The 7,290-nt window shown below is 72.1% G+C and carries 4 protein-coding genes and 1 pseudogene; 3 read left to right on the top strand and 2 right to left on the bottom strand.

Going from position 1 to position 7,290, the window contains the following annotated elements; genetic code table 11:
• Positions 1-92: pseudogene (locus tag ACWC9T_RS39910) on the bottom strand (roadblock/LC7 domain-containing protein); the annotation flags it as partial.
• A gap of 10 nt (positions 93-102) precedes the next feature.
• The gene (locus tag ACWC9T_RS39905; RefSeq protein ID WP_449825943.1) at positions 103-3,759 is read right to left on the bottom strand and encodes a nitrate- and nitrite sensing domain-containing protein; all 3,657 of its coding nucleotides are present in this window, start codon (positions 3,757-3,759) and stop codon (positions 103-105) included.
• 639 nt (positions 3,760-4,398) lie between these two features.
• On the opposite strand from ACWC9T_RS39905, the gene ACWC9T_RS39900 reads away from it, so the two are divergent.
• The 3 genes from ACWC9T_RS39900 (at position 4,399) to gltX (ending at position 7,203) form a co-directional block, all read left to right on the top strand.
• A complete protein-coding gene (locus tag ACWC9T_RS39900; protein ID WP_449825942.1) occupies positions 4,399-4,617 on the top strand; it encodes a hypothetical protein in 219 nt (72 codons plus the stop codon).
• Positions 4,618-4,910: 293 nt separating this feature from the next.
• Positions 4,911-5,711: a fumarylacetoacetate hydrolase family protein gene (locus ACWC9T_RS39895; RefSeq protein ID WP_449825941.1), complete on the top strand. Its 801-nt coding sequence runs from the start codon at positions 4,911-4,913 to the stop codon at positions 5,709-5,711.
• Complete coding sequence (gltX, locus tag ACWC9T_RS39890) at positions 5,704-7,203, top strand: glutamate--tRNA ligase (protein ID WP_449825940.1); 1,500 nt, start codon at positions 5,704-5,706, stop codon at positions 7,201-7,203. The genes ACWC9T_RS39895 and gltX overlap by 8 nt, the downstream gene beginning before the upstream one ends.
• Positions 7,204-7,290 lie beyond the last annotated feature (87 nt).

Raw genomic sequence — 7,290 nt, 5'->3', positions numbered from 1 at the left:
TCCGCGGAGACCACCACGGTGTGGGACACCCCGGGGGTGTTGTCCACGAAATTGGTGATCAGCCAGTTCAGGTTCTGTGCGGCCTGGCTCATCTGGTTCAACTCAACGCTCCTGGTGATCTGCGCCGTTGCCGTCGCTCCGGCCACCGAAACTATCGAATCCGGGCTGCTGGGCACCATGCTGGAAGCCCGGCTGGTTGGCGGCCTGTTCGGCCCCGGCCCGGCGGCCCTGCTGGATGCCGCGGCGCAGGTTGGTCAGTCGGCCGCGGACCTCCTCCGGGGCCCGGGAGACCTGCGGACCGGTCAGCGGCGAGGTCTCGGCGGTGCCGGAGACCAGGTTGGCCTGCGGGGTCCGCCGGGGGAGGCCGGACATCGTGACACCGCTGGTCGAGGGCTCGCGGATCTGCTCGGCACGGCGCCAGCGCTCGTCGTTCGCGGACGGGCGCCAGGGGGCGTCGCCGACGCCCGGCTGCGGGGGCTGCGGCTGCTGCTGGGCCTGACCCTGCTGGGGCTGCTGCGGAGCCTGGGCCTGCTGCGGGGCCTGCTGCTGGAGCCCCGGCGCGGAGGTGCCAGGCCGACGCGGCTGGTACGGCCGCTGCCGGGCCTGCTGCGGGCCCTGCGGCTGGGCCTCGCCCTGCTGCGGGTACCAGGGCTGCTCGCCGGTCGCCTCGGACGGACCGGTCGGCAGCGCCATCGGCTCCTGCCGCTGCTGCGGGGCCGGGGCCTGCTCCTGTCGCGGCAGGGGCTGCGGCTGGGCCGGGTTCGGCACGTTCGGCAGCACCGGCTCCACCAGGCCGAGGCCCAGCGGGTCGCGGGGGTCGATCTGGCTGGCCTCGAAGCGCGGCCGGGCGAACTGCTGGGTGCTCTCCACCGGCGCCGGCTCGGCCGACGGCAGCGGCTGGGCCGGCTGCTGCGGCGGAAGCTGCGGCTGGCGGTCGCGGCGCGGCGCGTCCGGGCCGGGGCGCTGCGGCCGGCGCTGGCCAGGCTGGCCAGGCTGGCCCTGGGGGCCCTGCTGGCCGGGGGAGCCGGGGCCCGGACGGCCGGGGCTGCGCTGCGGCAGGCCGTCCTGCGGACGGTTGCCCGGACGGGCACCCTGCTGCGGCGCGCCGGGACCGCCCGGGCGGCCGTGCTGGGGCTGCTCGCCGGTCCGCGGCGCCGGGGCGCCGTCGGTGCGCGGACGCTCCTGGGCGGGGCGACCCTGGCCGCGGCGCGGCAGGCCGTTCAGGCCCTTCGCGCCGGCCTGCGGACCCTGACGGCCGGGGGCGCGCTGCGGCAGACCGCCCTGCGAGGACTGCTGCGGCTGGCCCTGGGGCTGCTGGTTCTGAGGCTGCTGGTTCTGCGACTGCTGGGCCGGAGCCTGCTGTGCCTGGCCCTGTCGGCCCTGCTGCCCCTGCTGCCCCTGCTGCCCCTGGGGGACCGGGTTCTCGTGCAGCGACTGCCCGACCTGACGGGTCGGCAGCCCACCGGGGCGGCCACCGGGCGCACCCGGGCCGGTCGGCGCGGCCGGAGCCGCCGCGGTGCCCTGGCCGAGCTGCGGACGGCCGCCCTGCGGGGCGCCGCCGGCCGGGCCCTGGCCGAGCGCGGCCGGGCCGCCCTGGCGACCGGGCGGGACCTGGCGCTGCTGGCGCGGCGTCGGGGCGACCCCGCGCTGCTGCTTGCCCTGGCCGGGGCCGGGGCGGCCGGAGCCGCGGCGGTCGGCGGAGTTGGTGACGTCGACCGGGAGCATGACCAGCGCGGTGGTGCCGCCGGAGTCGCTCGGACGCAGCTGGATCCGGATGCCGTGTCGCAGGGACAGGCGGCCGACCACGAAGAGGCCCATGCGGCGGGAGACGGAGACGTCCACCGTCGGCGGGTTGGCGAGGCGCTCGTTGATCTCGGCGAGGTCGTCCGGGCTCAGGCCGATGCCGGTGTCGTGGATCTCGATCAGCACCCGGCCGTCCGGCAGCGCGTGGCCGGTGACCCGGACGCGGGTCTGCGGGCTGGAGAACGAGGTGGCGTTCTCCAGCAGCTCGGCGAGCAGGTGGACGAGGTCGTTGACGACGCGGCCGGCGACCTCGGCCGACGGCACGGCGGCGAGCTCGATGCGCTCGTACTGCTCCACCTCGGAGGCGGCGGCGCGGAGCACGTCGACAAGCGGAACCGGCCTGGTCCAACGGCGGCCCGGGTCCTCACCGGCGAGGACGAGGAGGTTTTCACCGTTGCGGCGCATGCGGGTCGCGAGGTGGTCCAGCTTGAACAGGTTGGCCAGCTGGTCCGGGTCGGCCTCGCGGCTCTCCAGCTCGGAGATCAGGGACAGCTGGCGCTGGATGAGGCCCTGGCTGCGGCGCGAGAGGTTGGTGAACATCGCGTTGATGTTGCCGCGCAGGAGGGCCTGCTCGGCGGCGAGACGGACGGCCTCGCTGTGCACCATGTCGAAGGCGTGCGCCACGTGGCCGATCTCGTCGGTCGAGTCGATGGCGACCGGCTCGACCGTGGTGTCGACGTCGTGCGGGTCGCTCTCCGAGAGGGTCTTGACCAGCTCGGGCAGACGGCGCTCGGCGACGTCCTCGGCCGCGGCCTGCAGGCGGGTCAGCGAGCGCACCATCGAGCGGGCGATCAGACCGGCGCCACCGAGGGCGACGAGCAGCACCAGGGCGACGGCGGCACCGATGATCAGGGCCTCGGTGTCGGCCTGGGACTGCAGGTCCTGGGCCTTTCCGTCGAGGTCCTCGATCAGCTTGGACTCGATCCGGCGCTCGGCGGTGATCTTGGCGCTGGCCTTCTCGTACCAGTCCTTGTACGAGACCGGCTCGGTCTGGTGGATGCCGCTGGGCTGGAGGATCGAGCGCGAGTAGCGGTCGGCCTCGGCGACCACGTTGTTGTAGCTCAGCTGTCCGCGCAGGTTGTCCAGATCGTGCGCGGTGTAGATGTTGTTGAAACTCGTCAGCGAGTTGTCGTACGAGGTGCGCAGGCGGATACCGAAGGACTCGTCGCTCGCGCTGAGGTCGGGGCCCTTGGGGTTGGCGAGACCGGCGCTGATCAGCGCGCGCTGCTGCGAAGTGGCGTTCTTGGCCAGCGAGAACTGCTGCAGCGCGCGGGTGGCGACGAGCAGGTCCTTGTTGTTCGAGGCGAGCGCGATGTCCTGGGTGATGGACAGCAGGTCGCGGATGATCACGTCGTACGCGGTGATCGTCGCCTGGATGTTCTGGTTGTTCTGGTACGGCGTGTTGCGGGCGTCCGCGATCGAGTTCAGGTCCTTGCGGATCTGGAACAGCAGGGCCTTACCGCCGGAGAGTTCGAGGTTCTCGAACTTGTCGGAGGAGGCGGTGAAGGTGTGGCTGAGGTCGTCCGTCGACTTGCGGGCGGTGACGATCTCGTCGTCCAGCGGGTCGTTCGGACGGTTGGTGATGTAGCCGGCGCTGATGTCGCGCTCGGTCTGCAGGGCGTCCGCGAGGTTGGTCGCCTTCTTGGCCAGGTCGGCCAGGTTGGCCATCTGGGCGAGTTGCTGCGAGTTCTCCATCGAGGTCTGGATGCGCAGGCCACCGAGGACCAGCGAGACCAGGACGGGAAGCATGAGCAGCGCGATCAGACGGGTGCGGATGCGCCAGTTGCGCATCGCGAACCGGCTCAGACCGGTGGCGCGTCGCCTGGTCAGCGTGGTCCGGAGCTTGTCCCTGGTGGACTTCCGGTCCTGGCCGTCATCCTCCGGGCGGCCGGGGGCCTCGGGCGCCACCGGGTCGGCCGGGCCACCGGGGGCCGCCGCCTGCTGAGGGGCTGCCACAGGCTCGCGCGCCTCCGGGTCACCCGCGGCGCCGCTACCCCTTTTGAAACGTCCCTGCACTGGCGTCGCAACCTCTGGACCGGGCGTCCCGCCGCGTCGCCACGGCCTGGACGGTGTCGAGTTTCCATCCGCACCCCGGCCGGTCCGGGAGAGCGGGTCACCGGGGTGGACTGCTCCCTACCCACGGTCCGTGGCATTCCAGCACAGCCGGGGAATCCCAACAAGGGCCGCTGGAACCAACCGCCCGGTACTACCGACCGCATGCGCCGTTTCACTGACTGTGCGGTAACCGGACCGGAATACGGCCTTTTTCGGACACTCGCCGGATACATGCCAACCAGGCCGTAGATCGAAAAGAGTCGCAGACCTGCTGGAATGCCCGTTACGGGTGGAATGTCCGGTAATTCCGGTGCGGCGATATGTCGGATATCTGCGATTTGCTCATGAATTTGTGAGCAAAATCACAGGCTGATGTGTAGCTTTGGTCACGGCCTCTGTGGAATGAGATCTCGTAACCTGGCTGTCTCCTGGGCGCGGACCCGATCAGCCTGCCCAGAACCCCTCCGAATCAATCGGAATCACTCAGGCCGGTGCAGATCCCGCGCGGATCCGCCCGGCCACGACCACGAGGTGCTCTCGATGTCCCTGGCGAAGAAGGCCACCAAGTCCACGCTGTCCTGCCGCTCCACGGCGAACCCGCGCCGGACCACGCTGGCCTCGGTCGAGGACTTCAGCAGGATCCCGGGCGCCCGAAAGCCCGAGGACGTCGTCACGTACGGCACCGAGCTGCCGGCCAGCACGGCCAACCCGCGCCGCGTCCAGCTGATGGTCGCCCCGGTCGTCGCCCTCCGGGACTGACCCGACCAGCGCTCCACCGAGGGCGCCGGCGCCGCGACAAGTGGCGACGGCGCCCTCGCGCTTTGCTCGCCCGCCCGGCTCCGGGTGCTCCCGGCCCGACGCCGACGGTCGGCGCTCCCTTCGGCTCGGGGCGCTTCCCGCCCCAACCGCGCTGAACAGGGGCAAAGCGGTCACGCGAGGCCCCACGCGATAGCCTGGACAACGATTGACGGGGCCGCGCCCGCGGAGGGCGAGGCGCCCAGCAGCGCCCGGGGGCGCCCCGGGCGGCCGACGAAGCGAGGGGTAGCCCAGCCGTGCGCATTGCCAGGTTTTCCGTCCGGGAAGGGAGCCCTGCCGCCGGCAGCGTCTCCTTCGGCGTGGTGGAGGGGGACCCCTCCCAGCCCGACTCGCTGGTCGTCCACGCCCTGGCCGGTCACCCGTTCGGCCAGCCCCAGCCCACCGGCGAGAGCTACCGCTTCCAGGACGTCCGGCTGCTCAGCCCGATGCTCCCCAACAAGATCGTGGCGGTCGGCCGCAACTACGCGGCGCACGCGGCCGAGCTCGGAAACGACGTCCCGGACACCCCGCTCACCTTCTTCAAGCCCTCCACCTCGGTGATCGGCCCGACCGAGAGCATCGCGTACCCGCCGTTCTCCTCGGACGTCCACCACGAGGCCGAACTCGCCGTGGTGATCGGCCGGATGTGCCGAGAGGTGCCGCTGGACCGGGTGCCGGAGGTGATCCTCGGCTACACCTGCGCCAACGACGTCACCGCCCGGGACGTCCAGCAGCGCGAGGGCCAGTGGGCCCGGGCCAAGGGCTTCGACACCGCCTGCCCGCTGGGCCCGTGGATCGAGACCGACCTGGACCCGAGCGACCTCGCCATCACCTGCACGGTCAACGGCGAGCTCCGCCAGACCGGCCGCACCTCCCTGATGATCCGCTCGGTCGCCGAGCTGATCGTCCACATCTCCGAGGCCATGACGCTGCTGCCCGGCGACGTCATCCTCACCGGCACACCCGCAGGGGTGGGCCCCCTCAGCGTCGGCGACGAGGTCGCCGTCTCCATCGAAGGCATCGGCACTCTCACCAACAAGGTGATCAAGCGTGGCTAACACTGACCCGGCCGTCCGGGTTCGCTTCTGTCCGTCCCCGACCGGCAACCCCCACGTGGGCCTGGTCCGCACCGCCCTCTTCAACTGGGCCTTCGCCCGCCACAACGGCGGCACGCTGGTCTTCCGGATCGAGGACACCGACTCCGCCCGCGACTCCGAGGAGTCGTACAACCAGCTGCTCGACGCCATGCGCTGGCTCGGCTTCGACTGGGACGAGGGCCCGGAGGTCGGCGGCCCGCACGAGCCGTACCGCCAGTCGCAGCGGATGGACATCTACGCCGACGTCGCCCGTCGCCTGCACGAGGCCGGCCACGCCTACTACTGCTACTGCAGCACCGAGGAGCTGGACGCCCGCCGCGAGGCCGCCCGCGCGGCCGGCAAGCCCTCCGGCTACGACGGCCACTGCCGCGACCTGACGGACGACCAGGTCGCCGTCTACAAGCTGGAGAAGCGCGAGCCGATCCTGCGCTTCCGGATGCCCGACAAGACCCTCTCCTTCGACGACCTGGTCCGCGGCACGCTCACCTTCGAGCCGGAGAACGTGCCGGACTACGGCATCGTCCGGGCCAACGGCGCCCCGCTGTACACCCTGGTCAACCCGGTGGACGACGCCCTGATGGGCATCACCCACGTGCTGCGCGGCGAGGACCTGCTCTCCTCCACCCCGCGGCAGATCGCGCTGTACGCCGCGCTCGCCGAGATCGGCGTCGGCAACGGCACCACCCCGCGCTTCGGCCACCTTCCGTACGTGATGGGCGAGGGCAACAAGAAGCTCTCCAAGCGCGACCCCCAGGCCTCGCTCAACCTGTACCGCGAGCGCGGCTTCATCCGCGAGGGCCTGCTCAACTACCTGTCCCTGCTGGGCTGGTCGCTGGCCGAGGACCGCGACATCTTCGGCATGGACGAGCTGGTCGCCGCCTTCGACATCGCCAAGGTGAACTCCAACCCGGCCCGCTTCGACCTGAAGAAGTGCGAGGCGATCAACGCCGAGCACGTCCGCAAGCTGGCCCCGGAGGACTTCGTCCAGCGCCTGGTGCCGTACCTGCAGGCCCCCGGCCTGCTGCCGGCCGAGCCGACCGCCGAGCAGCTGGACCTGCTCGCCAAGGTCGCGCCGCTCACCCAGGAGCGGATGGTCGTGCTGAGCGAGATCGTCAACATGGCCGGCTTCCTGTTCGTCGACCCGGCCGACTTCGCGGTCGACCCGGACGACGCCGCGAAGGCGCTGACCGCCGACGCCCGCCCGGTGCTGGAGGCCAGCATCAAGGCGCTGGAGGAGCTCGCGGACTTCACCCCGGAGCCGATCCAGGCCGCGCTGCGCGAGGCGCTGGTGACCGGCCTGGGCATCAAGCCCAAGTTCGCCTTCACGCCGCTGCGGGTGGCCGTCACCGGCCGCCGGGTCTCCCCGCCGCTGTTCGAGTCGATGGAGCTGCTCGGCCGCCCCGAGACGCTGCGCCGGCTGCGCTCCGCCCTGGACGCCCTGCCCGCCGCCTGAACGGGCCGCTGAGCAGGCCGCGGGCCCGGCCGACGGCCTTCTGCAGGCCGCCGAACACCCCGGTCCGGCCCGGCCCGTGGTCGGTCT

The organism is Kitasatospora sp. NPDC001159, from assembly GCF_053598235.1.
This window is presented reverse-complemented; position numbering and strand designations above follow the sequence as displayed.